General features: G+C 63.4%; 27 protein-coding genes. 10 read left to right on the forward strand and 17 right to left on the reverse strand.

The features are described 5' to 3' along the window. Positions 1 to 63: 63 nt before the first annotated feature. Positions 64 to 1002 (forward strand): tyrosine recombinase XerC, encoded by a 939-nt coding sequence (locus NKJ00_RS20615; protein WP_352630957.1) that lies wholly within the window; start codon positions 64 to 66, stop codon positions 1000 to 1002. A 123-nt stretch (positions 1003 to 1125) separates the two neighbouring features. After that, positions 1126 to 2196: a TraB/GumN family protein gene (locus tag NKJ00_RS20620; protein WP_352630989.1), complete on the forward strand. Its 1071-nt coding sequence runs from the start codon at positions 1126 to 1128 to the stop codon at positions 2194 to 2196. A 10-nt stretch (positions 2197 to 2206) separates the two neighbouring features. Here NKJ00_RS20620 and NKJ00_RS20625 read toward each other — a convergent pair whose 3' ends face one another. The 15 genes from NKJ00_RS20625 to NKJ00_RS20695 form a co-directional block, all read right to left on the reverse strand. Beyond that, entirely contained in the window at positions 2207 to 2686 is a 480-nt protein-coding gene (locus NKJ00_RS20625) for a DUF2867 domain-containing protein (protein ID WP_352555115.1), read from the reverse strand. A 302-nt stretch (positions 2687 to 2988) separates the two neighbouring features. Then, complete coding sequence (locus NKJ00_RS20630) at positions 2989 to 3294, reverse strand: hypothetical protein (protein ID WP_352630959.1); 306 nt, start codon at positions 3292 to 3294, stop codon at positions 2989 to 2991. A 41-nt stretch (positions 3295 to 3335) separates the two neighbouring features. After that, positions 3336 to 4766, reverse strand: a complete 1431-nt coding sequence (lpdA, locus tag NKJ00_RS20635) for a dihydrolipoyl dehydrogenase (protein WP_352630992.1) — start codon at positions 4764 to 4766, stop codon at positions 3336 to 3338. A gap of 60 nt (positions 4767 to 4826) precedes the next feature. Then, positions 4827 to 5582: an SDR family oxidoreductase gene (locus NKJ00_RS20640; RefSeq protein WP_352630961.1), complete on the reverse strand. Its 756-nt coding sequence runs from the start codon at positions 5580 to 5582 to the stop codon at positions 4827 to 4829. Continuing rightward, on the reverse strand, positions 5579 to 6097 hold the full coding sequence (locus tag NKJ00_RS20645; RefSeq protein ID WP_352630964.1) for a hypothetical protein: 519 nt from the start codon (positions 6095 to 6097) through the stop codon (positions 5579 to 5581). The genes NKJ00_RS20640 and NKJ00_RS20645 overlap by 4 nt, the downstream gene beginning before the upstream one ends. Before the next feature lie 59 nt (positions 6098 to 6156). Beyond that, positions 6157 to 7437, reverse strand: a complete 1281-nt coding sequence (gene odhB, locus NKJ00_RS20650; RefSeq protein ID WP_023811280.1) for a 2-oxoglutarate dehydrogenase complex dihydrolipoyllysine-residue succinyltransferase — start codon at positions 7435 to 7437, stop codon at positions 6157 to 6159. Positions 7438 to 7484: 47 nt separating this feature from the next. After that, positions 7485 to 10472: a 2-oxoglutarate dehydrogenase E1 component gene (locus tag NKJ00_RS20655; RefSeq protein ID WP_128304263.1), complete on the reverse strand. Its 2988-nt coding sequence runs from the start codon at positions 10470 to 10472 to the stop codon at positions 7485 to 7487. A 149-nt stretch (positions 10473 to 10621) separates the two neighbouring features. Further along, complete coding sequence (sucD, locus tag NKJ00_RS20660; RefSeq protein ID WP_023811282.1) at positions 10622 to 11524, reverse strand: succinate--CoA ligase subunit alpha; 903 nt, start codon at positions 11522 to 11524, stop codon at positions 10622 to 10624. 14 nt (positions 11525 to 11538) lie between these two features. Next, positions 11539 to 11958: a PIN domain-containing protein gene (locus NKJ00_RS20665; RefSeq protein WP_127296323.1), complete on the reverse strand. Its 420-nt coding sequence runs from the start codon at positions 11956 to 11958 to the stop codon at positions 11539 to 11541. After that, a complete protein-coding gene (locus tag NKJ00_RS20670) occupies positions 11948 to 12178 on the reverse strand; it encodes a hypothetical protein (RefSeq protein WP_023811284.1) in 231 nt (76 codons plus the stop codon). The genes NKJ00_RS20665 and NKJ00_RS20670 overlap by 11 nt, the downstream gene beginning before the upstream one ends. A gap of 64 nt (positions 12179 to 12242) precedes the next feature. Further along, the gene (locus NKJ00_RS20675) at positions 12243 to 12614 is read right to left on the reverse strand and encodes a cupin domain-containing protein (protein ID WP_127296324.1); all 372 of its coding nucleotides are present in this window, start codon (positions 12612 to 12614) and stop codon (positions 12243 to 12245) included. A gap of 4 nt (positions 12615 to 12618) precedes the next feature. After that, positions 12619 to 13812 carry an ADP-forming succinate--CoA ligase subunit beta gene (gene sucC, locus NKJ00_RS20680; protein WP_128304265.1) on the reverse strand — a complete coding sequence of 398 codons (1194 nt, stop codon included), beginning with the start codon at positions 13810 to 13812 and terminating at the stop codon, positions 12619 to 12621. A 43-nt stretch (positions 13813 to 13855) separates the two neighbouring features. Continuing rightward, on the reverse strand, positions 13856 to 14824 hold the full coding sequence (gene mdh / locus NKJ00_RS20685; RefSeq protein ID WP_013528846.1) for a malate dehydrogenase: 969 nt from the start codon (positions 14822 to 14824) through the stop codon (positions 13856 to 13858). A gap of 746 nt (positions 14825 to 15570) precedes the next feature. After that, positions 15571 to 16773: a cell division protein ZapE gene (gene zapE / locus NKJ00_RS20690; protein ID WP_128304267.1), complete on the reverse strand. Its 1203-nt coding sequence runs from the start codon at positions 16771 to 16773 to the stop codon at positions 15571 to 15573. A gap of 53 nt (positions 16774 to 16826) precedes the next feature. Then, positions 16827 to 17366, reverse strand: coding sequence for a protease inhibitor Inh/omp19 family protein (locus NKJ00_RS20695; RefSeq protein WP_023811288.1), 540 nt, complete (start codon positions 17364 to 17366; stop codon positions 16827 to 16829). A 260-nt stretch (positions 17367 to 17626) separates the two neighbouring features. Here NKJ00_RS20695 and NKJ00_RS20700 point away from each other — a divergent pair, with 260 nt between their 5' ends. The 8 genes from NKJ00_RS20700 (at position 17627) to NKJ00_RS20735 (ending at position 24981) form a co-directional block, all read left to right on the forward strand. After that, complete coding sequence (locus NKJ00_RS20700; protein ID WP_128304268.1) at positions 17627 to 18646, forward strand: MBL fold metallo-hydrolase; 1020 nt, start codon at positions 17627 to 17629, stop codon at positions 18644 to 18646. A gap of 77 nt (positions 18647 to 18723) precedes the next feature. Next, on the forward strand, positions 18724 to 18885 hold the full coding sequence (locus NKJ00_RS20705) for a DUF1328 family protein (protein WP_023811290.1): 162 nt from the start codon (positions 18724 to 18726) through the stop codon (positions 18883 to 18885). 96 nt (positions 18886 to 18981) lie between these two features. Beyond that, a complete protein-coding gene (gene dapF / locus NKJ00_RS20710; RefSeq protein WP_023811291.1) occupies positions 18982 to 19866 on the forward strand; it encodes a diaminopimelate epimerase in 885 nt (294 codons plus the stop codon). After that, a complete protein-coding gene (gene mtaB, locus NKJ00_RS20715; protein WP_352555106.1) occupies positions 19866 to 21179 on the forward strand; it encodes a tRNA (N(6)-L-threonylcarbamoyladenosine(37)-C(2))-methylthiotransferase MtaB in 1314 nt (437 codons plus the stop codon). The genes dapF and mtaB overlap by 1 nt, the downstream gene beginning before the upstream one ends. 12 nt (positions 21180 to 21191) lie before the next feature. Beyond that, positions 21192 to 23003, forward strand: a complete 1812-nt coding sequence (gene ftsY, locus NKJ00_RS20720; protein ID WP_023811293.1) for a signal recognition particle-docking protein FtsY — start codon at positions 21192 to 21194, stop codon at positions 23001 to 23003. A 61-nt stretch (positions 23004 to 23064) separates the two neighbouring features. Continuing rightward, positions 23065 to 23739 (forward strand): septation protein A, encoded by a 675-nt coding sequence (locus NKJ00_RS20725; protein ID WP_023811294.1) that lies wholly within the window; start codon positions 23065 to 23067, stop codon positions 23737 to 23739. A 51-nt stretch (positions 23740 to 23790) separates the two neighbouring features. After that, positions 23791 to 24411 (forward strand): pyridoxamine 5'-phosphate oxidase family protein, encoded by a 621-nt coding sequence (locus NKJ00_RS20730; protein ID WP_352612845.1) that lies wholly within the window; start codon positions 23791 to 23793, stop codon positions 24409 to 24411. Positions 24412 to 24450: 39 nt separating this feature from the next. Beyond that, complete coding sequence (locus tag NKJ00_RS20735) at positions 24451 to 24981, forward strand: NADPH-dependent FMN reductase (RefSeq protein WP_352612843.1); 531 nt, start codon at positions 24451 to 24453, stop codon at positions 24979 to 24981. A gap of 276 nt (positions 24982 to 25257) precedes the next feature. On the opposite strand, the gene NKJ00_RS20740 is transcribed toward NKJ00_RS20735, so the two are convergent. Then, positions 25258 to 25464, reverse strand: coding sequence for a tautomerase family protein (locus NKJ00_RS20740; protein WP_352612841.1), 207 nt, complete (start codon positions 25462 to 25464; stop codon positions 25258 to 25260). A 73-nt stretch (positions 25465 to 25537) separates the two neighbouring features. Beyond that, the gene (locus NKJ00_RS20745) at positions 25538 to 26458 is read right to left on the reverse strand and encodes an SMP-30/gluconolactonase/LRE family protein (RefSeq protein ID WP_352612840.1); all 921 of its coding nucleotides are present in this window, start codon (positions 26456 to 26458) and stop codon (positions 25538 to 25540) included. Positions 26459 to 26566: the final 108 nt, after the last annotated feature.

A 26566-nucleotide genomic window follows, 5' to 3' on the forward strand; every position in this document is an offset into this window, starting at 1 on the left:
GCTTCCTAACCCGGCTGCCGGAAAATGGCCGGGCATGCATGAAACAAAGGTCGAAAGCACGCCATGCAGGAATTCCTGATCCCGGCCAAACCCGATCTCCAGGCGGCACGCGAAAGCTGGCTGAAGATGCTGGCGCGAGAACGTCGGCTGTCGCCCGAGACGGTGGAAGCCTATGAGCGCGACACGCGCCAGTTCCTGCATTTCCTCACCGGCCATTGCGGCGGCTCACCCGGGATTTCGGACATCGCCGATCTGCGCCCGGCCGACCTGCGCGGCTTCCTCGCGGCGCGGCGCAATGCCGGCGCCGGTGCCCGCACGCTGGGCCGGGGTCTCGCCGGCATCCGCTCGCTGCTGCGTTTCCTCGAGCGGCGCGGCCTTGCCAATGCGGCGGGTGCGGCAGCCCTGCGCGCACCGCGCCAGCCCAAATCGCTGCCCAAGCCGCTGACGGCGAGCGACGCCAAGCATATTGTTTCCATCGAAGGCCAATTGGCGGAAGAACCCTGGATCGCGGCCCGCAACGCCGCTGTGCTGACACTGCTCTACGGCTCCGGCCTGCGCATTTCCGAGGCGCTCGGTCTGGCGGGCGCCGATCTGGCGTCGGCGGACGACACGGTGCTGCGCGTCACCGGCAAGGGCGGCAAGACGCGACTGGTGCCGGTGCTGCCGGTGGCGCTCAGGGCAATCGCCGAATACCGCAGGCTCTGCCCCTATCATCTCGACCCCAAGGGCCTGCTGTTTCGCGGCGCCCGTGGCGGCCCGCTCAACCCGGCCATCGTCCAGCGCGACATGGCCAAACTGCGCTCGGCGCTCAACCTGCCCGATACCGCGACGCCGCATGCGCTGCGCCATTCCTTCGCCACGCATCTGCTCGGCAGCGGCGGCGATTTGCGCACCATCCAGGAACTGCTCGGCCACGCCAGCCTGTCGACGACGCAGATCTACACCGGCGTCGACACCGCGAGGCTGCTCGAGATTTACGAATCAGCCCATCCACGGGCATGAACCCTTCAATTTCGCAGTACCAATTAACCGTTTTGCCGCTTTTCGGTTCTAGAACTGACCATGATCCCGAAAAGTGGGACCCGGTTTTCGGAAAAGATCATGGTCAAACATGAAGACAGAACCATGAAACGCGTCATCGCCATCGCCGACCGTGCAGCTTCCGTGTCGCTGAAGCTGCTCGTCGCGCTCAATGTTTTGTTCTTCCTGTCGTTCCTCGCCGTGCTGCTGTTCGCGGCCGGCAACGCGCATGCCGGAATCCCGACCTGCACCGGCGCCGACATGCTGTCGGCCTTGCAGAAGAACGATCCGGCGACCTACCGCAAGATCGAAGCGGAAGCCGCAGCGACACCGAACGGCAAGGGCCTGTTGTGGAGGCTGGAAAAGCCCGGCGAAAAGCCGTCCTTCCTGTTCGGCACCATGCATATGACCGACCCGCGCGTCACCACGCTGCCTCCCGACGCGCAGAAAGCCTATGACGCCGCCGGCACCATCGTCATCGAAACCACCGACGTGCTCGACAAGCAGAAGATGATGGTCGCGATGCTCCAGGAGCCGGACCTGATGATGTTCACCGATTCGACGACGCTGGCGTCGCTGCTGTCGCCCGACGATGCGGCGGCCATGAACGCCGCGCTCGACGCACGCGGCATTCCTCCGGCTACGGTTGCCAAGATGAAGCCGTGGATGCTCTCGGCCATGATCGCACTGCCGGCCTGCGAGCTGGCCCGCCAGTCCGGCGGCGCACCGGTGCTCGACGTCAAGCTGGCCGAGGGTGCAAAGGCTTCCGGCAAGCCGGTGGAAGGATTGGAGACGGCTGAAAGCCAGCTGCGAGCCATGGCCTCGCTGCCGCTGGCGTTTCACATGAAGGGTCTCGTCGACACGCTGAAGCTCGGCGATAAGATCAACGACATCAACGAAACCATGATCGTGCTCTACCAGCGCGGCGACACCGGCATGTTCTGGCCGCTGTTTCGCGTGGCCATGCCGGATGGCACGGACGACCCCGCGGGCTATGCGGCGTTCGAGGAAACCATGATCACCAGCCGCAACAAGGTGATGGTCGAGCATGCCGAACCGATCCTTGCCAGGGGCAACGTCTTCATGGCGGTCGGCGCCCTCCACCTTCCCGGCCCCGAAGGCCTCGTCGAGGACTTCCGCAAGGCCGGTTACACCGTCACGCCTGTTGGACTTTAGCTACTTCAGTTTACTTCGCCAGGATCTGGGCCAGCATCGCCGGAACGATGATCCGGTGAAACGGCATGATGATCGCGAGATAGGCGCGCCCGAGCCAATTGTGCGTCTTGACGATCGTCGTCGCGGCCACCTCCTGTCGGCCCCTGCCGAGATTCCTGACTTCGACCATGACACGGAAATCGAGATGCCGGTCGTCGAGGCCAAGCACAACCTTGCCGGGAAACTGGCTGATTAGCGGAAATATCCCGATCCGGCCCGACGGCAACACCGCAGTTTCCAGGCCCGTCTTCAGCCGGAACGGCTTGACGGCAAGGTTGCGCAGCGCCATGAGCCTGCCGACCCAGGGCGGCGTTCGCCCCAGGGCGCGTTCCGCCGCGCCGAGTGCCGTTAAAGAAAGACCTTCAGTGACCAGCACATAGCGGTCGGCGAACTGGGCTCCGGCGAGAACATCGCAGTGATTCGGGACAAACTCTGCTATGGGATTCGTCACGACAAAAATCCTCCGGAAAAACCCATAATAGGCACCAACTTGGCGCGCTGCGGGGCGAAACGACGCCGTTCAGGCTGCGGAAAGGCAGGATTGTCCTTGTTTTTGGCGTTTTCCAACCCTAGCGTGAAACCAGTTCAATGATTGCGCGTTGAATGGTGTTGATTGATATTTTTCATCCACGGAGGACACTTTTATGGCGAACGCACCGAATCCAAACGATCCGTTCAATCCCAACACCACCAACACCACCATCAAACAGAGCGGTGGCGGCGGTAGTGGCTGGCTGATTGCGCTGGTCGTCGTTATTCTGGCGGTTGTCGCGTATTATGTTTTCGGAAGAAGTGGTGAGCACCCGGCACCAGCCGAGCCGCCGGCGGCCAGCACACCGGCCCCCGCGCCCGCACCGGCGGAACCGATGAAGCCGGCCGAACCTGCGCCAGCACCCGCGCCTGCTCCGGCGCCTGCAGAACCGGCGCCTGCCCCGGCACCAGCGCCCGCACCGGCTCCTGCGCCGGCCCCAGCCCCAGCGCCGGCACCGGCCAACTGATCGGCTCGATATCAAATACGAACGGCCCGCCGAAAGGCGGGCCGTTTTGTTTTATGGGCATCCCTACGCTCGTCATCCTCGGGCTTGATCGGGATAGTGCCTTTAGATGTGGATCGGCTTGAAGAACGTCGCCAGCGCCGCCTCCTTCACCGCTTCCGACATCGTCGGATGCGCATGGCAGGTGCGGGCGAGATCCTCCGACGAGCCGCCGAACTCCATCAGCACCGCCGCCTCGTGGATCATCTCGCCGGCGCCGAAGCCGACGATATGCACGCCGAGCACGCGGTCGCTTTGCTTGTCGGCGAGGATCTTCACAAAACCGTCGGTGTGCAGCATGGCGCGCGCCCGGCCATTGGCGCTGAACGGAAATTTTCCGACCTTGTAGTCGATGCCGGCCTTCTTCAACTCTTCCTCGGTCTTGCCGACCGAGGCGATTTCCGGGCTGGTGTAGACGACGCTCGGAATGACGTCATAGTTCACGTGGCCGGCCTGGCCGGCAATGGTTTCCGCTACCGCCACGCCCTCGTCCTCGGCCTTGTGTGCCAGCATCGGCCCGGCGATGACATCGCCGATGGCATAGATGCCCGGGACATTGGTCTCGAGATGGCCATCGGTCTTGACCCGGCCGCGCTCGTCGACCTCGACGCCGGCTTCCCCGAGCCCGAGACTGTCGGCATAGGCGCGGCGCCCGGTGGCGATCAGCACGGCATCGGCCTCGATCGTCTCGGCGGCACCGCCCTTGACCGGCTCGAAGGTGACCGCGGCACCCTTCTTGGCCTTGGCGACGCCGGTGACCTTGGCGCCGAGCTTGAACTCGAAGCCCTGCTTTGAAAGCAAGCGCTGGAACTGCTTGGAGACCTCGCCGTCCATGCCGCCCAGGATGGTGTCGAGGAATTCGACCACGGTAACTTTGGCGCCGAGCCGCGCCCACACCGAGCCGAGCTCGAGGCCGATGACACCGCCGCCGACCACCACCAGATGGCCGGGCACCTTGTCCAGCGACAGCGCGCCGGTCGACGACACGATCACCTTCTCGTCGATGTCGACCTTGACGCCGGGAATGCCGGCGACGTCCGATCCGGTGGCGATGACGATGTTCTTGGTCTCGATCTCCTCGACCTTGCCGTCCTCGCCGGTCACCGAGACCTTGCCGGCCGCGACCACCTTGCCGGTGCCGCGAAAGCTGTCGATCTTGTTCTTCTTGAACAGGAAGGCGACGCCGTTGACGTTCGACGACACCGTCGCATCCTTGTGCGCCATCATCTTCGTCAGGTTCAATTTCGGCGCTGGTATCTCGATACCGAGCGCGTCGAAGGAATGGCCGGCTTCGGCGAACATCTCGGAGGCATGGAGCAGCGCCTTCGACGGAATACAGCCGATGTTGAGGCAGGTGCCGCCGAAGGTCGCGTTCTTCTCGACCACCGCAACCTTGAGCCCGAGCTGCGCCGCCTTGATGGCGCAGACATAGCCGCCCGGTCCCGATCCGATGATAACGACGTCATAAGCCATGATACTGTCCTTCTGTTTGAGCATGATGCCGAAAAGTGTGACGCGGTTTTCGGATAACATCATGCTCGATCTGCTTGAGAGCGCTCAGCGGCCGCCGCTTACATTCAGGATCGCGCCCGTCGTATAGGACGCGGCGTCGGAGAGAAGATAGAGAACCGCGCCGGCGACTTCATGCGCAGTGCCCGCTCTTTTCATCGGCAGTATATCGCGGAACCGCTCTATCCTGTCCGGCTGCCCGCCGGAGGCATGGATCTCGGTATCGATGAGGCCGGGCCGCACCGCATTGACGCGAATGCCTTCCAGTGCGACCTCACGGGCGAGCCCGACGGTGAACGTGTCGATGGCGCCCTTGGAGGCTGCATAGTCGACAAATTCGCCCGGCGAGCCCAATGTCGCTGCCGCTGACGAGATGTTGACGATCGATCCGCCCGCCCCGCCATGACGGGTCGACATGCGCTTCACCGCTTCGCGGGCACACAGGAACGAGCCGACGACATTGATGCGCATCATGCGCTCCAGCCGCGCGACGTCCATCTCGTCGACACGCGCCTTGACGTCGACGATGCCGGCATTGTTGACGAAGGCATCGAGCCGGCCATAGGCGCGGTCGACGGCCTCGAACATGGCCACGATATCGGCCTCGCTGCCGACATCGCCCTTGACGGCTAAGGCCTCGCCGCCGCCGGCCTTGATCTCGGCGACCACTGCGTCAGCGGCAGCCTGGTTCGAGGCATAGTTGACCGCCACGCGGTAGCCGGCCTTCGATCCTAGCCGGCAGACCGCGGCGCCAATGCCGCGGCTGCCGCCGGTGACCAGCAGCACCTTTTTCGCCTCGCTCATTCCTGGCACCCCTTCAAGACAAACACATCCCACGGCACTTTCGAAAACCCGCTGCCGCCATAGGCCGAGGATTGGCGCAACGCCGGCCCGAGGTCCGGCAGGATCAGCGTCTTCGGCGCTTCGACCCCTTCGGCCGGCAGCAGTCCGATGTTGCCCTTGTCATCCGACGTGTAGATGACGCCATGCCAGGGCGTGCAGGCAGCAAGCTCCTCGCCGGTGACGTCGCCTTCGGGGCATTTGTACATCAGCGCGCCGTTCGGCCGCGACACGCCTTCGTTCCACATAACGATACCGTTGAGCACCACATTGTTGTCGAGGATCATGCGGAAGCTGTTGGTGACGGTCGCCGAGGTGCCGGACGGCGTGAAATCGATTTCGCTGCCGCTCTGGGCGTCGCCATAGACGGCGAGCTCGATCGGACAGGCTGCATGGGCGCCGGCGGTGGCCAGCACCATGCCGGCCGCGATCGATGCGATCGAAAGCACCTTGGAAAGGCTAAGGGAACGGGTCGTCATTCTGCCGCGCAGATCCCTTCCTCCGGCACGCATTCCAACAGCCGGATCAGCACCAGACCTCAGAGATCAAGCACCAGCCGTTCCGGATCCTCCAGGCTTTCCTTGACGCGCACGAGGAAGGTTACTGCTTCCTTGCCGTCGACGATGCGGTGATCGTAGCTGAGCGCCAGATACATCATCGGCCGGATCACGATCTGGCCGCCGACCACGACAGGCCGCTCCTGGATCTTGTGCATGCCAAGAATGCCCGACTGCGGCGCGTTGAGGATCGGCGTCGACATCAGCGACCCGTAAACGCCACCATTGGAAATCGTGAACGTGCCGCCCTGCATATCGGCGACCGACAGCTTGCCGTCGCGCGCGGCGATGCCCAGCCGGCCGATGTCCTTCTCGATCTCGGCGATCGACATCTGGTCGGCATTGCGCACGACCGGGACGACGAGGCCCTTTTCGGTGCCGACGGCGACGCCGATATGGGCATAGTTCTTGAAGATGATGTCGGTGCCGTCGATCTCGGCATTGACCGAAGGGATTTCCTTCAGCGCGTGGGTGACGGCCTTGGTGAAGAAGCCCATGAAGCCGAGCTTCACGCCGTGCTTCTTCTCGAACACGTCTTTGTATTTGGTGCGCAGCGCCATCACCGCAGACATGTCGACCTCGTTGAAGGTGGTCAGCATGGCGGCGGTCGACTGCGCTTCCTTGAGGCGGCGCGCGATGGTCTGGCGCAGCTTGGTCATGCGCACGCGCTCCTCGCGCGAGGCGTCGTCGCCGGAGGATGGCGCGCGCACGGCAACCGGTGCAGGTGCCGCCTTGGGCGTCTCTGCCGGCTGTGACGGCGCGCCTTTGGAGATGGCGTCGAGCACGTCGCCTTTCAGCACCTGGCCACGCTTTCCCGAACCGGAGATCTGGTCGACCGAGAGATTGCTTTCGGCGATCAGCTTGGCCGCGGCCGGTGCCGGCGGCATGGTGCGCGGTTCGACCGGGCCGGCGTCGCCGGCAATCTTGGCGGTCTCGGCCGCGGCCTGCTTGCCGGTCGATGCGGCATCCGGCGACGAGGCCTGCGACACCGCCTGCGGCTTGGTAGCCGGAGCGGCGGCCGCGCCACCTGCCGAAATCGAACCGAGCAGCGCGCCGACACCGACCGTCTCACCTTCCTTGACGGTGATCTCACCCAGCGTGCCGGCGGCGGCGGCAGGCACCTCCACCGTCACCTTGTCGGTCTCGAGCTCGACCAGCGGTTCATCGGCGGCGATTGTATCGCCAACCTTCTTGAACCATTTGCCGACGGTCGCTTCAGTGACGGATTCGCCGAGAGTGGGAACGCGGATTTCGGTAGCCATTGTGCCTGTCCGTTTTCTTTCGGTTCTGTTGTTCGCCCAGATATTCTCTATTCACCAAGCGCGTCTTCGAGCAAGGCGGCGAGCTGGGCGAGATGCTTCGACATCAGTCCGGTCGCCGGCGAGGCGGCGGCCGGACGGCCGGTGTAGCGCACCCGCTGATGCTTGGCGTCGATATGCGCCAGCACCCATTCCAGATACGGGTCGATGAACGACCAGGCGCCCATGTTCTTGGGCTCCTCCTGGCACCACACCATCTCGGCATTTCGGAACCGCGACAGTTCGGTGATCAGCGCCTTGGCCGGGAACGGATAAAGCTGCTCGACGCGCAGCAGATAGATGTCGTTGATGCCGCGCTTCTCGCGCTCCTCATAGAGGTCGTAATAGACCTTGCCCGAACACAGCACGACGCGGCGGATCTTTGAATCCTTGACCAGCTTGATCGCCTGGCCGGAAAGCAGCTGCGCATCGTCCCACAAAAGCCGGTGGAACGAGCTTTCGCCCGAAATTTCCGGCAGCGTCGACACTGCCCGCTTATGGCGCAGCAGCGACTTCGGCGTCATCAGGATCAGCGGCTTGCGGAAGTCGCGCTTCAGCTGCCGGCGCAATATGTGGAAGTAGTTGGCCGGCGTCGTGCAGTTGGCCACTTGCATGTTGTCTTCGGCGCAAAGCTGCAGGAAGCGTTCGAGCCGGGCCGAAGAGTGTTCCGGACCCTGGCCTTCATAGCCATGCGGCAACAGGCAGACGAGGCCCGACATTCTGAGCCACTTGCGCTCTCCGCTGGAGATGAACTGGTCGAACACCACCTGGGCACCGTTGGCGAAGTCGCCGAACTGCGCTTCCCACAAGGTCAGCGCCTTCGGCTCGGCCAGGCTGTAGCCATATTCGAAGCCCAGCACCGCCTCTTCCGACAGCATCGAGTTGATGACTTCGTAGCCGGCTTGAGCCGCCGACAGATTGTTGAGCGGGATGTAGCGGGTCTCGTCGCGCTGGTCGTAGAGCACGGAATGGCGCTGCGAGAAGGTGCCGCGTTCGGAATCCTGCCCCGACAGGCGGATTGGATTGCCGTCGAGCAGGATGGCGCCGAAGGCCAGCGCCTCGGCCGTCGACCAGTCGATGCCTTCGCCCGACTCGATCGCCTGACGTCGGTTTTCGAGGAAGCGGATGATCGTCTTGTGCGCCTCGAAATCCTTCGGCACCTCGGTCAGCTTCTTGCCGATTTCCTTCAGCGTCTTCACCGGCACGGCGGTCTTGCCGCGCCGCTGTTCGTCCTGGTTGTCGGCGGTGCGCAGGCCCGACCAGGCGCCGTCCAGCCAATCGGCCTTGTTGGGCTTGTAGTGCTGGCCGACTTCCCATTCCGATTCCAGATGCGCCCGCCAGTCGGCCTTGAGCTGGTCGAGCTCGGCCTGGCTAATATGGCCCTCGGCGATCAGCCGGTCGCCATAGATCTGGACCGTCGTCTTGTGGGTGCGGATGTTACGATACATGATCGGCTGGGTGAAGGCCGGCTCGTCGCCCTCATTGTGGCCGAAGCGGCGATAGCAGAACATATCGACCACAACAGGCTTGAAGAACTTCATGCGGAATTCGATCGCCACCTTGGTGGCGTGCACCACGGCTTCCGGGTCGTCGCCATTGACGTGGAAGATCGGCGCCTCGATCATCTTGGCCACGTCTGATGGATAGGGCGACGAGCGCGAGAAGCGCGGGTTGGTGGTGAAACCGATCTGGTTGTTGATGATGAAGTGCAGCGTGCCGGCGACGCGGTGGCCGCGCAGGCCGGACAGGCCGAGGATCTCGGCGATCACGCCCTGACCGGCGAAGGCGGCATCGCCATGCAGCAAGAGCGGCAGCACCTTGGCGCGCTCTTCCAGCGGCACGATCTCCTCGCGGCTGCGGCCGAACAGGTAATCCTGCTTGGCGCGCGCCTTGCCCATCACCACCGGATCGACGATTTCCAGATGCGAGGGATTGGCAGTCAGGGACAGATGCACCTTGTTGCCGTCGAACTCGCGGTCCGACGAGGCGCCGAGATGGTACTTGACGTCGCCCGAGCCCTCGACCTCGTCGGGTGCGGCCGAGCCGCCCTTGAACTCGTGGAAGATGGCGCGGTGCGGCTTGGCCATCACCTGGGAGAGCACGTTCAGCCGGCCGCGATGCGCCATGCCGAGCACGATCTCCTTCATGCCGAGCTGGCCGCCGCGCTTGACGATCTGCTCCAGCGCCGGGATCAGCGCTTCACTGCCATCGAGGCCGAAGCGCTTGGTGCCCTTATACTTGACGTCGATGAACTGCTCGAAGCCTTCGGCCTCGACCAGCTTCTGCAGGATCGCCTTCTTGCCGGTGGCGGTGAAGGTGATCTCCTTGTCGGCGCCCTCGATGCGGGCCTGGATCCAGGCCTTTTCCTCGGGGTCCGAAATATGCATGAACTCGACGCCGAGCGTCGAGCAATAGGTTCGGGTCAGGATTTCCAGCATCTGCCGGATGGTGCCGAATTCAAGCCCGAGCACATTGTCGAGGAAGATCGGCCGGTCATAGTCGGCTTCGGTGAAGCCATAGTTCTCCGGCGACAGCTCGTTGTAATCCTCGAGCGGCTTGGCGATGCCGAGCGGATCGAGATTGGCGTGCAGATGGCCGCGCATGCGGTAGGCGCGGATCATCATGATGGCGCGCACCGAATCGCGCGTCGCCTGGTGCACGTCGGCATCGGACAGGACGACGCCGTTGGTGACCGCCTTGTCCTTGACCTTCTTTTCGATCGTCTTCTCGACGATGCCCCAATTGCCGTCGAGCGCCGACACCAGTTCGCCATTCGCCTGCAGCGGCCAGGAGGGCTTGGCCCATGAGGCGCCCTTGGCGTTCCTGCGCACATCGCCGGAATCGTCCTTCAGCCCGGCGAAGAACTCCTGCCATTCGGGATTGACCGAAGCTGGATCGTCCTCATAGGCGGCGTAGAGCGCGTCGATGTAATCGGCGTTGCCGCCATAGAGGAATGAGGTGAGCGAAAATTGGTCGTTGGCCTGATCTTGTCTTGCCATTTTTGTCCGCGGAGCCTGGCTCCGTCTCCTGTTTTTGGAGGGGAGTAGGGCAGTAGGGGAGTAAGGCAGTAGGGAAAGCAGGCGGTTGCCGCCGCTCGTCCCGTTCTTCCTATTCCCCTACTGCCATACTGCCCTACTCCCTTACTGCCTTAACCCTTGATCGCCTCGACCAGCGTCGTGCCTAGCCGCGCCGGCGAGGGCGATACTTTTATCCCAGCCGATTCCATCGCCGCGATCTTGTCTTCCGCGCCGCCCTTGCCGCCGGAGATGACCGCGCCCGCATGGCCCATGGTGCGGCCGGCCGGCGCCGTGCGCCCGGCGATGAAACCGGCCATCGGCTTGCTTCGGCCACGCTTGGCTTCGTCCTTGAGGAACTGCGCGGCGTCTTCCTCGGCGGAACCGCCGATCTCGCCGATCATGATGATCGACTTGGTCTCGTCATCGGCGAGGAACATTTCGAGCACGTCGATGAATTCGGTGCCCTTGACGGGGTCGCCGCCAATGCCAACGGCGGTGGTCTGGCCGAGGCCGACATTGGTGGTCTGGAACACTGCCTCATAGGTAAGCGTTCCCGACCGCGAAACAACGCCGACCGAGCCCTTGCGGAAGATGTTTCCGGGCATGATGCCGATCTTGCATTCGTTGGGCGTCAGCACGCCCGGGCAGTTCGGCCCGATCAGCCGCGACGTCGAGCGGTCGAGCCGCGCCTTGACCTTGATCATGTCCATCACCGGGATACCTTCGGTGATGCAGATGATCAGCGGGATCTCGGCCTCAATCGCTTCCAGGATGGCCTCGGCGGCACCCGCCGGCGGCACATAGACGACGGAGGCGTTGGCGCCGGTCTTTTCCTTGCCCTCGGCGACGGTGGCGAAGATCGGCAGGCTCTCGCCCTTCGCGCCGGTCCACGTCTCGCCACCCTTCTTCGGGTGGATGCCGCCGACCATTTTCGTGCCGTGATAAGCCAGCGCCTGTTCGGTGTGGAACGTGCCGGTCTTGCCGGTCAGGCCCTGCACCAGCACCTTGGTGTTCTTGTCGACGAGAATGGACATTTTTTGCGACCTGATCAGTGATTGCGGAAGGGGTTCATGGCGACCACGGAGCCATAAGACTGCCCGTGGTTGAGGTCTTCGGTGTAGAGTATCTTGACGCCAAGGCGCTCGGCGGCGGCGATGATGGCGCCATCCCAATATGAAATCTGGTAGCGTTGCGCGTTCGCGATGCCCCGCATTACAACGGCGCTATCCAGATCCTGGCAGGGCTTCATGGAGATCGCGGCGACCCATTCGGCCGCCTTCGCCGGCGCCAGTGTGACCTCAGCTCGCTTGGTCACGTTGACATAGAACTCCTGCAGCACCTGTGCGGAGGTCGAATAGTCTTCCTTGGCGATCAACTCCACGGCGCGCTCATACTTCGCGCGCTCGGCCTTGTGTCCGATGGCGGCATAGACGAGGATGTTCGTGTCGAGGAAGCAGTCAGCGATCATAGAGAGCTTCCCGGTTCCATTTCTTGCCACCCATGTCGCCTGCCGCCTCGCGGGCGAGCCGCAGAAGGGCCTGCCGTGCCTCGTCCTTGGCGTACCGCTTGGCGGCCACTGCCGAGAAAAACTCCCGCACCATGGCGTTGACGGTCGTTCGCTGTTCGGCGGCTGTCAGCTTGACCTGCTCCAAGACCTCGTCTTCGACTGCCAGAGTGATGTTCTTCATTTCTCTTTTCTCCTGCGCCTGCTTCACACAGTATATGTGTAACTGTGTGGCAGTCGCAAGTTCGTTACAGCCGCTTCAGGTCGGCGACGGTGAGGTCGCTTTTGGCATTGCCGGTGTTGAGCGTCGTTGCCGGCTCGAACATCAGCACCACGGGTTCCGCGGTCAGCGAACGCGGCCGGTGCTCGACACCGCGCGGCACGACGATGAAATCGCCCTCGCCGAGCTCGACCGGACCGTCGCGGAAATCGATGGCGATACGCCCGCGCAGCACGAGGAAGGCTTCGTCCTCATTGTCATGCGCATGCCAGTCGAACATCTCGCCGAACTTGGCGACCTTCGCCTGGCTGTCGTTGACGTCGCCGGCGATATGCGGATCGAAAACCTTGCTGATGGTCCGATCGGCCGCCTCGACGAGGTTTATCTTGCGCGGAGGCATCCGCTCAGCCCTTCACCGCCGCCACGATCTTCTTGGCTGCGTCGTCGAGATCATCGGCCGACACCACGTTGAGGCCGCTGTCGTTGATGATCTTCTTGCCGAGCTCGGCATTGGTGCCTTCCAGGCGCACCACCAGCGGCACTTCCAGCCCGACTTCCTTGACCGCGGCAATGACGCCCTCGGCAATGATGTCGCACTTCATGATGCCTCCGAAGATGTTGATCAGGATACCCTTGACCGCCGGATCCCTGGTGATGATCTTGAACGCCGCCGTCACCTTCTCCTTGGACGCGCCACCGCCGACATCGAGGAAGTTGGCCGGCTCGGCGCCATAGAGCTTGATGATGTCCATCGTCGCCATGGCGAGGCCGGCGCCGTTGACCATGCAGCCGATATTGCCGTCGAGCGCGACATAGGCGAGGTCGTATTTCGACGCCTCGATTTCCTTTTCGTCCTCTTCGGTTGTGTCGCGCAGTTCGAGCACGTCGGGGTGGCGGAACAGCGCGTTGTTGTCGAACGACACTTTCGCGTCGAGCACGCGCAGCCGGCCGTTCTTCATGACGATCAGCGGGTTGACCTCGAGCAGGCTCATGTCCTTCTCGACGAAGGCCTTGTAGAGGATCGGGAACAGCGTATCGCCGTCCTTGGCCGCATCGCCGTCGAGCTTGAGCGCGCCGTTGAGCGCCTTCAGGTCGGCTGCCGTGACGCCTTTTTCCGGATCGATGGCGACGGTGATGATCTTTTCGGGCGTGTCATGGGCGACCGCTTCGATGTCCATGCCGCCCTCGGTCGAGACGACGAAGGCGATGCGGCCGACCGAACGGTCGACCAGGATCGACAGATAGAGCTCGCGCTCGATGTCGGCGCCGTCTTCGATGTAGAGGCGGTTGACCTGCTTGCCGGCCGGACCGGTCTGCTTGGTCACCAGCGTGTTGCCCAGCATCTCGTTGGCGTTGGCGATGACGTCGGCCACCGATTTCGCCAGCCGCACGCCGCCCTTGGCGTCCGGGCCGAGCTCGCTGAATTTGCCCTTGCCGCGTCCGCCGGCATGGATCTGGCTCTTCACCACATAGAGCGGGCCCGGCAGCGCCTTGGCGGCGGCTTCCGCTTCGCTCGCCTTGAACACCGGCACGCCTTCGGCCACCGGCGCGCCAAAGCTCTTCAGCAGCGCCTTGCCCTGATACTCATGGATGTTCATCTGGATGGTCTCCGGATCGACTGGGGGTTCACTTGCTGGAGATTCATTTGGAGGCGAGTTGCGGCGCGATCTTGACGCAGGCCTCGGTCAGGCCCTGCACCGTCGCCACAGAGGAGTCGAACATCTTCTGCTCGCTCTTGTTGAGTTCGATCTCGATGATGCGCTCGACGCCGCCGGCGCCGATCACCACGGGAACGCCGACATAGGTGTTCTTGACGCCATACTGGCCGGAGAGATACGCCGCGCAGGGCAGCACGCGCTTCTTGTCCTTGAGATAGGCTTCGGCCATCGAGATCGCCGAAGCGGCCGGCGCGTAATAGGCCGAACCGGTCTTGAGCAGGCCGACGATCTCGGCGCCGCCGTCGCGGGTGCGCTGCACGATCTGGTCGAGCTTCTCCTTCGAGGTCCAGCCCATCTTGATGAGGTCGGGCAGCGGAATGCCCGATACCGTCGAATAGCGGATCATCGGCACCATGGAATCGCCGTGGCCGCCGAGCACGAAGGCGGTGACGTCCTCGACCGAGACCTTGAATTCCTCTGCCAGGAAATAGCGGAAGCGCGCGCTGTCAAGCACGCCGGCCATGCCGACGACATGGCTGTTGGGCAGGCCTGAGAACTTCTGCAGCGCCCAGACCATGGCGTCGAGCGGGTTTGTGATGCAGATGACGAAGGCCTTCGGCGCGTACTTCTTCAGCCCGGCGCCGACCTGTTCCATGACCTTGAGGTTGATGCCCAAAAGGTCGTCGCGGCTCATGCCGGGCTTGCGCGGCACGCCGGCGGTGACGATGCAGACGTCGGCCCCTTCGATGCCGGCATAGTCGTTGATGCCGGTGAGCCTGGAGTCGAAGCCATCGACAGGCGACGACTGCGCGATATCGAGCCCCTTGCCCTGCGGGATACCTTCGGCAATATCGAACAGCACCACGTCGCCGAGGTCCTTGAGGCCGATCATGTGAGCGAGCGTGCCGCCGATCATGCCAGAGCCGATAAGCGCTATCTTGTTGCGTGCCATGTGAGGATGTTTTCCCTTTGTCGGTGACGACGTCTCAAATCTCTGGTGATTTGATGGCGGCGTCGAAGAAGAGGCCGGAATGCTGCGGGGAACCGCGAATTTTCGCCGCACCCAATAGCCCCGGCACGGAAAAAATTCAAACGATTATTTTGGTGTCAGTATTTTCAATCGGTTAGATCATTTGGGATTTACGTAAACGTCAAAGTTTGTAAGCCGACTTGGGAAGAAATAGCCGACGAAGATGGAAATCGTAAGGCTGGATGCAGGCGATGACGCCCTTGTGATGGCGGTCGCCAAATCTCCCCCTTGAGGGCAGGCTATCGCATATGGATTTCCTGAGATGTCTGCCCGGCACGGACCCCCACTCCTAACCCCTCCCCACAAGGGGGAGGGAGACTTCCGTTGGCGCTGACCCAGGAGCATCGCCTGTCTTTTCGGCGCCAAGAAGAATTAAAGGCACGCGGCAGCGTTCCCTCCCCCTTGTGGGGAGGGGTTAGGGTGGGGGTTCTTCTTCGCAAGAATCCATGTGCGATAGCCCTGCCCGCAAGTGGGGAGATGTCACCGAAGGCGACAGAGGGGGTCGCCGCGCGTGACGCGCTGGCGCCATCTGTGCCGCGCCCGGTCGAACCAACCCCCCTGGCCTGCCGGCCATCGCCCCCTCGAGGGGGAGATCCATTGCCACGCGATTTCGCCAATCTTCAACGAAGCAGGAATGAGCGGGGCGCTAAGCTGCCAATCGCTTTTCTTTAGGCCTGCGCCTGCGACGCTTCCGACACCGCCGGCTTTCCTTTCTGCCGCTCCGCCCAATCCTCCAGCCAGTCGCGGCTTTGCATCTCGATCAGCCGCGATGCCGTGCGCTCGAACTCGAAGGCTTCGACGCCGCGCTTGGCTGCATAAAGTGCTTGCGGCGGCGCTTCGGCGCTCGCCACCAGCCGCATACGATGGTCGTAGAGCGTGTCGATCAGCAGGATGAAGCGCTTGGCCTCGTTGCGCTTGCCTTCGCCGAGCACCGGGACGTGGTCGATGAAAATGGTTGAGAAGCGCCCGGCGATCGCCAGGAAATCACGCGCGCCAAGCGGCTTCTCGCAGAGATCGGCGAAGGAGAACCGCGCCGCATCGCCCGCCGCACGCGGCACGATCACCTGCCGCCCTTTGAGGGCCAGCGACGTCTCGGCGGTCGGCGCGCCCCGCGTCATGGCTTGCCAGGCCTCGTCGAGTAGCTGGTCCGCCGCCGCGTCGGCCGGCGTCACATAGACCGGTGTCCGGGCGAGCTTTTCCAGCCGGTAGTCCTTGTCGGCATCGAGCGCCAGCACCTGTGTGTGCCGCTCCAATATGCCGATGAAGGGCAGGAAAAGCTGGCGGTTCAGCCCGTCGCTGTAGAGGTTTTCCGGCGCCACATTCGAGGTGGCGACCAGCACCACGCCGCTGGCAAACAGCGCCGAAAACAACCTGGACAGGATCATCGCGTCGGCAATGTCGGTGACCGAGAACTCGTCGAAGCACAGCACCCAGGCTTGCTCGGCAAGGGCCTTGGCCACCGGCGGGATCGGATCGTCTTCCCTGACGTCGCCATTCTTGCGCGCCTGCCGGTGCTTCTGGATACGGTCCTGCACGTCGGCCATGAAGTCGTTGAAGTGGACGCGGCGCTTGCGCCGCACCGGCAGCAAGTCGAAGAACATGTCCATCAGCATGGTCTTGCCGCGGCCGACGCCGCCATGGATGTAGAGGCCTTTGACGGCCTCATGCGTCTGGCGCTTGCGGGCGAACAGCCAGCCCAGCGCGCTCGACTTATGCGCCAGCCGCTTGGCCGAAATCTCATCGGTCAGCCGGTCGAGCGCCGCAATAATGCGTTCCTGCGCCGGATCGCGGTCGATCGTACCGGTTTCCACCAGATGGTCGTAGCGCTGCCTGACGGTCGCATGGGTCTGAAGGCCGTCACGCAGATGCATCGGTCACGTCGTTCTGGAGCAATTCCGGGAACCGGAATTGCGTAAAACAAAAACTATCTCGTAAGCGAAATCGGCTGGCCGTTGGAAGTCTGGCCATCGAATTTCGAGCCGCCCGAGGAATAGAGCCGCGCCAGCGCACCGCCGCTCTCGTCATAGAGCGTCAGCTGCTTGCCGGCGACGTTCCACGACTTGATGCCGTCCATCGGCGCCGGGCAATGCAGCGGACCGGCGCGGAAGCCGGCGCCGAATTTGGTCTGCGGTGTCGCCACCTTGCAGCTCTGGCCCGCAACGCTGGCGTTCCAGACACCGGCGACGCTGGCGGCGGTCACGTCCGAAGCGCCGGCCGGCGCCGAACCATCCGAAGGCAGCGCGGCGACCTGCGTGTTCGCCGGAGCGGTCGGGAATTGCGAAGGGTCGGTGGTGCCGGGCGATGCCGGCGGCGGCAGTTGGTTCGCCGTCACCTTGCCGGCGGGCGCGGCCTCCAGCGGTGCCGGCTGCTGGTCATCCATCGAGGAAAAACGTGAGGTCGAACAGCCGCTCGCAACGAGCGCCGCCAGCGATACGGCCACCAGACCGGTTTTCGAAAAAGTCATTCCAACCTCCGTCGGATCCGGCTGGGGGGAAGCCGTCCGCACAATCTCACCCCCACCAAGATGGAGAAGGTGGCGAAATTTCAACCCGATATGGTTAAAATACAGTTTGCAGCAAGAATTGTCGCGAATTTATCGCAATCGACGGCTGACCGCTTGTCGCGCGTCGCTTGGGAATTCCGGTCAACACTTCGTCGGTGGACGCTTGCGCGAACCGCCTTAGCGCCTATGTCTGAAAAACGAAACCCTGCTGGAGCCGCAAATTGGCCGCGAGAAAAACTGCCGCCAATCTCTATTACAGCGGCCCGCCCAGCGACCATTTCGACGGCGCATTGTTCTTCAATCCCGACGGCCAGCCACCCGGCCGTTTCGCCGACCTGCTGAAATGGCAGTTGAATGGCCAGCGCTCGAAATGGCCGGCGAGCGATGCAAGCCCCCTTCCGCAGGCAAAACCGGCGACAAGGGTCGAGGGCGCCGCGCTGGAAGTGACGATGGTTGGTCATTCCACCTTGCTGGTCCAGACGGCCGGTCTGAACATCCTCACCGATCCGGTGTGGTCGCTGCGCGCGTCGCCGCTTTCCTTCGCCGGACCAAAACGCATCAATGCGCCAGGCATCGCCTTTGCCGACCTGCCGCCGATCGACCTCGTTCTGGTCAGCCACAACCACTATGACCATCTCGACCTCGCCACGTTGAAGCGGCTGAAGGCCGGCCACGACCCGCTGGTGCTCACTCCGCTCGGCAACGACGCCATCATCGAAGCCGCCGTGCCCGGCATGCGACTGTCGGCGCATGACTGGGGCGACAGGGTCGAGATCGGCAATGGCGCCGCCGTCCATGTCGAGCCGGTGCATCACTGGTCGGCGCGTGGCGCCCGCGACCGGCGCATGGCGCTGTGGGCCGGCTTCGTCGTCGAAACGCCTGACAGCAAGCTCTATTTCGCCGGCGACACCGGCTTCCACGATGGCATCAACTACCGGCTGATGGCTGAGAAACATGGCGGTTTCCGCTTCGCCATCCTGCCGATCGGCGCCTATGAGCCGCGCTGGTTCATGGCGCCGCAGCACCAGAACCCCTGGGAGGCGGTGCAAGGCATGGCGCTGTGCAATGCCGCCCATGCCGCCGGCTGCCACTGGGGCACTTTCCAGCTCACCGACGAGCCGATCGACGAGCCGGCGCGCAAATTGACCGAGGCGCTTGACGATCAAGGCATCCCCCGCGAGCGCTTTCGCGCCTTGCGGCCGGGTGAGGTCTGGGATGTGCCGGAGCACATAGCGCCCTGATCGGTTTCGACGGAACCCCAGCGCGGCAACCGCGTTTTCATGTGGTTGAAAAATCTGCCGGTTTGCGAGGCATTGCCATGCTCAAATGGATCGTCGTTCTCCTGATCGTCGCCGCGGCGGCGAGTCTGCTCGGCATGCCGGCGCTGGCAGGTGCCGCCGCCACCGGTGCGCGCATCCTTATCGGCATCGTTCTGATCATTTTCCTGCTGATGGTGCTGGGCATTTTCGCCGTCACGTAAGTCCGGCGCTTTCGCCGTGACCAAGCGGCTGCGCACTGGTAATTCCTGCCCGTTTCCGCCATATAGCGCCAAACGGATACGGAATTTTTCGGAGCAATGGCCAGCACCGCCCCTTTCGCCAAGATGAACGGCATCGGCAACGAGATCATCGTTGCCGATATGCGTGGCCGTGCCGATCGGGTGACGGCGGCGGCGGCGATTGCGCTGAATGCCGATGCCGCGACCAGCTTCGACCAGATCATGGCGATCCATGACGCCAGGACGCCGGGCACCGCCTTTTTCATCGACATCTTGAATTCCGATGGAACCAGCGCCCAGGCCTGCGGCAATGGCATGCGCTGCGTCGTCCAGGCGCTCGCCGCCGAGACCGGCCAGAAGATCTTCACCTTCGAAACCGTGGCAGGCATCCTCAATGCGCGCGAGCACGCCGACGGTTCGATCTCGGTCGATATGGGCACGCCGCGCTTCGGCTGGCAGGATATCCCGCTGGCCGAGGAGTTCCGCGACACCCGGATGATCGAGCTGCAGATCGGCCCGATCGACGCGCCGGTGCTGCATTCACCCTCGGTCGTCTCGATGGGCAATCCGCACGCCATCTTCTGGGTCGACAATGACGTCTGGTCCTATGAGCTCGACCGCTTCGGCCCGCTGCTCGAGAACCACCCGATGTTCCCCGAGCGCGCCAACATCACCATCGCTCAGGTTACTTCGCCCGAAACGATGATCATCCGCACCTGGGAGCGCGGCGCCGGACTGACCAAGGCCTGCGGCTCGGCCGCCTGCGCCGCCGTCGTGGCCGCTGCCCGCACCAACCGGACCGGCCGCAGCGTCAGTCTGTTGACCCCCGGCGGCGGCATGCTGCATGTCGAATGGCGCGACGATGACCACGTGGTCCTGACGGGCGCCGCCGAATGGGAATTTTCCGGCAGCTTCGACCCGTCGAACGGGACATGGGCCCGCGACACCGAAAGCGCGGCCTGATGTCCGCTCTGCCCAAGAGCCCGATGTCCCAGGGCATCGATGTCGTCACCTTCGGCTGTCGGCTCAACACCTATGAATCGCAGGTGATGCGGCGCGAGGCTGAAAGTGCCGGTCTGGGCGCGCTGGAAGGTGGCGCCATGATCTTCAACACCTGCGCCGTGACAGGCGAAGCAGTGCGCCAGGCCAAGCAGGCGATCCGCAAGGCGCGCCGCGACAACCCGCAGGCGCGCATCATCGTCACCGGCTGCGCCGCGCAGACCGAGCCTGAAAAATTCGCCGCCATGGACGAGGTCGATCTCGTGCTCGGCAATGAAGAGAAGCTGAAGGCCAACTCCTATCGCGCACTGCCGGATTTCGGCGTCAACGACACCGAAAAGGCACGCGTCAACGATATCTTTTCGGTGCGTGAGACCGCAGGCCACATGGTCGACGCCATCGAGGGCCGGGCACGCGCCTTCGTCCAGGTGCAGAATGGCTGCGACCACCGCTGCACCTTCTGCATCATTCCCTACGGCCGCGGCAATTCGCGCTCGGTGCCGATGGGCGCCGTGGTCGAGCAGGTCAAGCGGCTCGCCGGCAACGGCTATGCCGAGATCGTTCTGACCGGCGTCGACATGACATCATTCGGCGCCGATCTGCCGGGCGCGCCGAAGCTCGGCAGGCTGGTGAAAACAATCCTGAAACAGGTGCCGGACGTGAAGCGCCTGCGGCTGTCCTCCATCGATTCGATCGAGGCCGACGACGATCTGCTCGACGCCATCGCCACCGAGCCGCGGCTGATGCCGCATCTGCATCTGTCGCTGCAGTCGGGCGACGACATGATCCTGAAGCGGATGAAGCGCCGGCATCTGCGCGACCAGTCGATCCGCTTCTGCGAGGATGTGCGCAAGCTGCGCCCCGGTATCGTCTTCGGCGCCGACATCATCGCCGGCTTCCCGACCGAGACCGACGAAATGTTCGAGAACTCGGAAAAAATCGTCGAGGAGTGTGGCCTGACCCATCTCCACGTCTTCCCGTTCAGCCCACGCGAAGGCACGCCTGCCGCGCGCATGCCCCAGCTCCGCCGCGAATTGGTCAAGCAGCGCGCCGCCCGGCTGCGCGCCGCCGGTGAAGTTGCGTATATCAGGCATCTGTCGTCGCTCACCGGTACGCGTCAGTCGATCCTGATCGAGCGCGACGGCCTTGGCCGCACCGAGGGTTTTACGCTTGCCGCACTCGGCACGGGCGCACCGGGTGAGATCGTCGAGGCCGATATATCAGGCCACGATGGTAGCAGGCTGATCGCGGCGCCCCTCGCCGCCCGCGCGGCCTGAGAAACGCAAAGCATGGCTGGTTTTTTCAAGAAGATATTTTCGTTCGGCAAGAAAGAGGTGGTCGAGGAGCGGGTCGACGAGACCGCCCCGCTGCCGCCGATCAAATGGGAAGCGCTCGAGGCGCTGAAGCCGGCGGCCGAGCAGGTCGTTCCGGAGTTCTTGAAGCGTGACGAGCTGGAGCGCGAGGCGGAAACTGCGCCGACGCCGACGACGGTCGAGCCGGAAGTGATCCCCGCGCCGGAATCGGCGCCTGTCGAGAAGCCGGTGCCCGAGCCGGCACCGGCCATTCCGCCAGCACCGGAGCCGACTATTCCCTCCGAGCCGGAACCCCTGCCGGAGCCCGAGCCGGAAGAAGAACCCGCGCCCGAGACGCCTGCCGAGCCGCCGGCGCCCGAGGAGATACCAACACCTCCCGCCGTTCCGGAGCCTGCTCCCGAACCGCAGCCGCAGGAGGTCCCGCCACCCGCGCCGGCCGAGCCGGAGATCGTCCCGTCACGCCCGGAACAGCAGCCGGAACCGGAACCGGTCGAAGTGCCGACGCCTGCCGAGGTTCCGGCCGAGACACCAGCCCCGATCGAGGTGCCGACACCGGGGCCGGCCCCTGCTCAGCCATTATCAGAGGTCAGCGCCGCCCCTCATCCGCCTGCTGGCACCTTCTCTCCGTCTGAAGACGGGGAGAAGGAAGAAGTTTCAGCACCGACGCCCGAAGCCCCGCCTGCCGAAATCGCACCTCCCATTCGCCAGCCGGCGCCGATCGAATCGCAGCCGGTCATTGCGGAAATTGCGCCCGAGCCGCAGTCTCTTCCACAACCCGCGCCGGAGCCAAAAGCCGCACCCGGCAAGGTGACCGTCACCAAGAAGGTCGAGCAGAAGGCCGAGCCACAGAAGGCGCCGGAGCCGGCACCGAGGCGCTCATGGTTCCAGCGCATGAAGGACGGGCTTGCCCGCTCCTCCAAGGAGCTCACCGGCAACATTGCCGGCGTCTTCACCAAGCGCAAGCTGGACGAAGAGACTTTGCAGGACCTTGAGGATGTGCTGATCCGTGCCGATCTCGGCATGGAGACGGCCTTGCGCGTTACCGACGCGCTGGCCGCCAGCCGCTACGGCAAGGACGTCTCCGACACCGAGGTCCGCGCCATCATGGCGGCCGAGGTGGAAAAAGTGCTGGCCCATGTCGCCATGCCGCTGGAGCTCGACCTTTCACACAAGCCGCATGTCATCCTGGTGGTCGGTGTCAACGGCACCGGCAAGACCACAACTATCGGCAAGCTGGCCGCCAAGCTCACCGATGGTGGCCTGTCGGTGATGCTCGCCGCCGGCGACACCTTTCGCGCCGCCGCGATCGAGCAACTGAAGATCTGGGGCGAGCGGACGAAATCGCCTGTGATCGCCTCAAAGATCGGCGCCGATGCCGCGGGACTGGCCTATGACGCCTTCGAGAAGGCCAAGGAGGCCGGTTCCGACGTGCTGATCATCGACACCGCCGGCCGCCTGCAGAACAAGACTGAACTGATGGCGGAGCTCGAAAAGATCGTCCGCGTGCTTGGCAAACTCGACCCGGAAGCACCGCACACCGTGCTGCAGACGGTCGACGCCACCACCGGCCAGAACGCGCTCAACCAAGTCGAGATCTTCCGCAATATCGCCGGCGTCAACGGCCTGGTGATGACCAAGCTGGACGGCACGGCGCGCGGCGGTATTCTGGTGGCGATCGCGGCAAAGCACAAATTGCCGGTCTATTTCATCGGCGTCGGCGAACAGGTCGACGACCTCGAACCTTTCTCGGCAAGCGAATTCGCCAGGGCGATCGCTGGAGTAGCTTAACAAGCATGTCCCAAAAAGTTGCAGACTTTTTGGATCAGATCATGCGCAAGAAAGAGATTCCATGAACCCACCCATTCTCGAACGCGATCCGTCGGACCCGCAGAAGCAGAAGAAGGAAGGCGTCAATCCGCTGCTCAAGCTAGTGCTGGAGCTGGGTCCGTTGATGGTGTTCTTCTTCGCCAATGCGCGCGGCGGATGGCTGGTGCAGAAATTCCCTGTTCTGGCCGAGTTCGGCGGGCCGATTTTCGTCGCCACCGGGCTGTTCATGGCCGCCACGGCAATCGCCCTGATCGCCTCGTGGCTGCTCACCCGCACCTTGCCGATCATGCCGATGGTGTCGGGCGTCGTCGTCTTCATCTTCGGCGCGCTGACGCTCTATCTGCAGGACGACATCTTCATCAAGATGAAGCCGACCATCGTCAACACGCTGTTCGGCGGCGTGCTGCTCGGCGGGCTCTACTTCGGCAAGTCGCTGCTTGGCTATGTCTTCGATTCGGCCTTCAGCCTCGACGCCGAAGGCTGGCGGAAACTGACCTTCCGCTGGGGCCTGTTCTTCCTGTTCCTGGCCATCGTCAATGAGGTGGTGTGGCGCAATTTTTCCACCGACGCCTGGGTTACTTTCAAGGTCTGGGGCATCATGCCGATCACGCTTCTGTTCACCTTCAGCCAGATGCCGCTGATCTTGCGTCATTCACTCGAGGACAAGGCCGGCAAAGAAGAGAGAACCGGAAAGTAGAAAAAGCGGTTCTGCGTTCGTGAAACAATGAACCGTTCTGGGGAGAGGGACATGGAATTCATCACCACGCGCGACCAGTTGAGGACGATCTACAAGACGCCACGGCCGACCGACGGTTCTATCCGCAAGGAGCTGAAAAAACTTGACGGCCATTGCCGCTCCTTCATCGGCAAGAGCCCGTTCGTGCTGATCGGCTCGTCCGACGGTGCCGGCAATGCCGACGTGACGCCGAAGGGCGACAAGCCGGGCTTTGCCACCGTTCTCGACGACACCACCATCGCCATTCCCGATCGGCCCGGCAACAACCGGCTCGACACGTTGGAAAACATTCTCCTCAATCCCTCTGTCGGGCTGCTCTTCCTCATTCCCGGCATGAACGAGACGCTGCGCGTCAACGGCGATGCCCACATCACCGTCGACGCAAATTTGCGCGAACGCCTCGCCGTCGACGGCAGGGAGCCGCAAAGCGTCGTCGTGGTCAGCGTCAAGGCCGCCTACATGCACTGCGCAAAAGCCTTCATGCGCTCGGACCTGTGGAAGCCGGAAACCTGGTACGACCGTGCGACGCTGCCGACGCTCGGCCAGATCATGCGCGATCAGCTGGCGGTTGCCGATTCCGCCGAGGCGACCGACCGCTGGCTCGACGAGGAATACAAGAAGACGATGTGGTAGGTTTCCGGACGCGATTCGCGTCTGGACCGATTCCATACCTTGCTGAACATCCTTGCCATTTCCGGCAGCCTGCGCGCGGCTTCCACCAATTCGGCGCTGATCGCCGCACTGGCCCGCGAAGCGCCGTCCGGCTGCCGCGTCACCGTCCATGACGGGCTTGGCCGTCTGCCCATCTTCAATCCCGATGATGAGGGCGAGCGGACGCCGCTCGAAGCCTCCAAGCTGATCGATGCCGTCACCCGAGCCGACGGCGTGATCGTCTCCTGTCCGGAATATGCCCATGGCGTGCCGGGCGGGCTGAAGAACGCCCTCGACTGGCTGGTCTCGCGCGACGCCGCCGTCGCCAAGCCCGCCATGCTGGTGCACGCCTCGCCGCGCTCGCTGTTCGCCCGCGCCGCACTGGCCGAGATCATGCGCACCATGTCGTTCGCGCTTTGCGACGATGTGCTGGAGATTGCCCTGCTCGGCAAGAAGCCGCCGGAGGTCGAGAGCATCCTGGCGGAGCCGGCGAACCGGCAAGCGATGCGCGATGCGCTGAATGCTTTCGCGGACTTTATCCGCGCCCGTTGAGTGCCGACCCACCACGCATTCGTCATCCTAGGGCGAAGCAAGGAGCGAAGCGACGCGGCGCAGACCCTAGGATCCATGCCGCGACCTTTGCCGAGAATGCATCGGTCCAAGAAGGGCAGCCTAACGTTGGATACTACACGGACCGCCAAAGACAGTATTGCACCGTTGTGCCCTGCTCGAAAGTCGCGGCATGGATCCTAGGGTCTCCGCGACGTCGCTTCGCGACTGCTTCGCCCTAGGATGACGAAGGAAAGGGGCTTCGCCATGCCTTCGAAATCAACCCTTTCGCAGCTTCTCCACATCCGTCTTCCCAACATACCAATCACGCGCATTGACCTCCTCGAAAACCACCCAGACATCGTTATTGCTCAGCCCGGTGGCGTCCATGATGGCCGCCGTGACCTTTTTGGCGATGTCCGCCTTCTTGCCCGCCGGATCGGCTGATATCACTTCCTTGACGATGCGGATGTTGACGAATGGCATTTTTTCCTCCCGGGATGTTCGTGCTCGCGACCCGCTTCGATGAAACCGTCGAACGGCCACCAGTGCTCCAGTCTCAGTATGTCTTGGCGCCGTTGACCATGAGCCGCACCATGTAGAGCGACGTGGTGCCGGCGATGTAGAGGCAATTCAGCTTGTTGCCGCCGAACACGCAATTGGCGGTGACTTCCGGCACCTTGACCTTGCCGATCAGCGTGCCGTCCGGATCGTAGCAATGGATGCCGTCGGCGGCACTGGTCCAGATGCGGCCGTCCTCGTCGAGCCTGAAGCCGTCGAACAGGCCGGCCGTGCAGTCGGCGAAGACTTTTTCGCCCGAAACCTTCTTGCCGCCCTTGCCGACATTGAACACCCGCATATGCGCCGGATTCTGCGCGCCATGCGTGCGGCCGGTATCGACGACATAAAGCTTGCTCTCGTCGAGCGAGAAAGCCAGGCCGTTGGGCCGGACCATGTCGGTGATGACGGCTTCGACCTCGCCGGTGCCGGGATCGACCCGGTAGACATGACAGGCGCCGATTTCGCTCTCGGCCCTGTCGCCCTCATAATCCGTATCGATGCCGTAGCTCGGATCGGTGAACCAGATAGAACCGTCGGATTTCACCACCGCGTCGTTTGGCGAATTCAGCCGCTTGCCCTTCCATTTGGCCGCGATCGTGGTGACCGAGCCGTCGAACTCGGTGCGGCTGACGCGGCGGCCCGAATGCTCGCAGGTGATCAGCCGGCCCTGCCGGTCGACGCTGTTGCCGTTCGAATTGCCGGACGGCTGCCGGAAGACGCTGACATTGCCGTCGGTCTCGTCATAGCGCAGCATGCGGTTGTTGGGGATGTCGGACCAGACGACATAGCGGCCGGCGGCGAACCAGGCCGGCCCCTCCGCCCACTGGCATCCGGTGAACAGCTTCTCGACCTGCGCGTTGCCGTTGAACAGGCGCGCGAAGCGCGGATCGAGAATTTCATAATAGTCCGCAGCCGCCATGCTTTTCCTCCCGGCATCAATGACACCGGATCAAGACAGCCGGAGGGACAGAAGGCAATGTGGGTACGCACAGTGTCATGCAAAAGATCGCTTGCCGGCTCTGCGCAT

The organism is Mesorhizobium sp. M0227, assembly GCF_040321855.1.
In the GTDB taxonomy this organism is placed as follows: domain Bacteria; phylum Pseudomonadota; class Alphaproteobacteria; order Rhizobiales; family Rhizobiaceae; genus Mesorhizobium.

Excerpts from the sequence above, each read along its gene's own strand:
- NKJ00_RS20640 (WP_352630961.1), bottom strand. The coding sequence starts at position 5,582 with ATGAGCGAGGCGAAAAAGGTGCTGCTGGTCACCGGCGGCAGCCGCGGC.
- zapE (WP_128304267.1), bottom strand. The coding sequence starts at position 16,773 with ATGCATCTGCGTGACGGCCTTCAGACCCATGCGACCGTCAGGCAGCGC.
- odhB (WP_023811280.1), bottom strand. The coding sequence starts at position 7,437 with ATGGCTACCGAAATCCGCGTTCCCACTCTCGGCGAATCCGTCACTGAA.
- NKJ00_RS20705 (WP_023811290.1), top strand. The coding sequence starts at position 18,724 with ATGCTCAAATGGATCGTCGTTCTCCTGATCGTCGCCGCGGCGGCGAGT.
- NKJ00_RS20655 (WP_128304263.1), bottom strand. The coding sequence starts at position 10,472 with ATGGCAAGACAAGATCAGGCCAACGACCAATTTTCGCTCACCTCATTC.
- sucC (WP_128304265.1), bottom strand. The coding sequence starts at position 13,812 with ATGAACATCCATGAGTATCAGGGCAAGGCGCTGCTGAAGAGCTTTGGC.
- NKJ00_RS20645 (WP_352630964.1), bottom strand. The coding sequence starts at position 6,097 with ATGACGACCCGTTCCCTTAGCCTTTCCAAGGTGCTTTCGATCGCATCG.
- NKJ00_RS20630 (WP_352630959.1), bottom strand. The coding sequence starts at position 3,294 with ATGCCCATAAAACAAAACGGCCCGCCTTTCGGCGGGCCGTTCGTATTT.
- lpdA (WP_352630992.1), bottom strand. The coding sequence starts at position 4,766 with ATGCTCAAACAGAAGGACAGTATCATGGCTTATGACGTCGTTATCATC.
- ftsY (WP_023811293.1), top strand. The coding sequence starts at position 21,192 with ATGGCTGGTTTTTTCAAGAAGATATTTTCGTTCGGCAAGAAAGAGGTG.
- NKJ00_RS20730 (WP_352612845.1), top strand. The coding sequence starts at position 23,791 with ATGGAATTCATCACCACGCGCGACCAGTTGAGGACGATCTACAAGACG.
- dapF (WP_023811291.1), top strand. The coding sequence starts at position 18,982 with ATGGCCAGCACCGCCCCTTTCGCCAAGATGAACGGCATCGGCAACGAG.
- mtaB (WP_352555106.1), top strand. The coding sequence starts at position 19,866 with ATGTCCGCTCTGCCCAAGAGCCCGATGTCCCAGGGCATCGATGTCGTC.
- NKJ00_RS20675 (WP_127296324.1), bottom strand. The coding sequence starts at position 12,614 with ATGCCTCCGCGCAAGATAAACCTCGTCGAGGCGGCCGATCGGACCATC.
- NKJ00_RS20725 (WP_023811294.1), top strand. The coding sequence starts at position 23,065 with ATGAACCCACCCATTCTCGAACGCGATCCGTCGGACCCGCAGAAGCAG.
- NKJ00_RS20670 (WP_023811284.1), bottom strand. The coding sequence starts at position 12,178 with ATGAAGAACATCACTCTGGCAGTCGAAGACGAGGTCTTGGAGCAGGTC.
- NKJ00_RS20620 (WP_352630989.1), top strand. The coding sequence starts at position 1,126 with ATGAAACGCGTCATCGCCATCGCCGACCGTGCAGCTTCCGTGTCGCTG.
- NKJ00_RS20745 (WP_352612840.1), bottom strand. The coding sequence starts at position 26,458 with ATGGCGGCTGCGGACTATTATGAAATTCTCGATCCGCGCTTCGCGCGC.
- mdh (WP_013528846.1), bottom strand. The coding sequence starts at position 14,824 with ATGGCACGCAACAAGATAGCGCTTATCGGCTCTGGCATGATCGGCGGC.
- sucD (WP_023811282.1), bottom strand. The coding sequence starts at position 11,524 with ATGTCCATTCTCGTCGACAAGAACACCAAGGTGCTGGTGCAGGGCCTG.
- NKJ00_RS20665 (WP_127296323.1), bottom strand. The coding sequence starts at position 11,958 with ATGATCGCTGACTGCTTCCTCGACACGAACATCCTCGTCTATGCCGCC.
- NKJ00_RS20615 (WP_352630957.1), top strand. The coding sequence starts at position 64 with ATGCAGGAATTCCTGATCCCGGCCAAACCCGATCTCCAGGCGGCACGC.
- NKJ00_RS20740 (WP_352612841.1), bottom strand. The coding sequence starts at position 25,464 with ATGCCATTCGTCAACATCCGCATCGTCAAGGAAGTGATATCAGCCGAT.
- NKJ00_RS20695 (WP_023811288.1), bottom strand. The coding sequence starts at position 17,366 with ATGACTTTTTCGAAAACCGGTCTGGTGGCCGTATCGCTGGCGGCGCTC.